Origin of the sequence: Pelomicrobium sp. G1, assembly GCF_051905455.1 — a bacterium.
In the GTDB taxonomy this organism is placed as follows: domain Bacteria; phylum Pseudomonadota; class Gammaproteobacteria; order Burkholderiales; family UBA6910; genus Pelomicrobium.
The window spans coordinates 1-256 of the sequence record NZ_JBQACR010000433.1 but is presented as its reverse complement, the minus strand read 5'-3'; the positions used below and the strand labels follow the sequence as shown (position 1 = coordinate 256).

At 74.2% G+C, this 256-nt stretch carries 1 pseudogene; it reads right to left on the bottom strand.

What is annotated here, in order from left to right:
* Nucleotides 1-64: 64 nt before the first annotated feature.
* Nucleotides 65-256: pseudogene (locus tag ACTFO6_RS19120) on the bottom strand (hypothetical protein); the annotation flags it as partial.

The window sequence follows — 256 nt, the reverse complement described above, 5'->3', positions numbered from 1 at the left end:
TGTGCACCCCTTCCCGGAGGGCGATCGCGGCCGTGTCCTTCACGACACCGGTGTCCAGCAGGTGCTACCAGTAGAGGCTGCGGCCCAGGGCGCGCAGCAGGACGGGATCCGGGTGGGGCGGCAGGACCGTGGCCTGGTCGCGGACCTGGACCGGCTCGGCAACCCCCGCGGGGCCCACGACCACCTTCCTGATGCCGCGCCGCCCGAACGCGAGGGGCAGGAAGGTGGTGAGGCGCACCGCCCCCGTCTCCAGGGG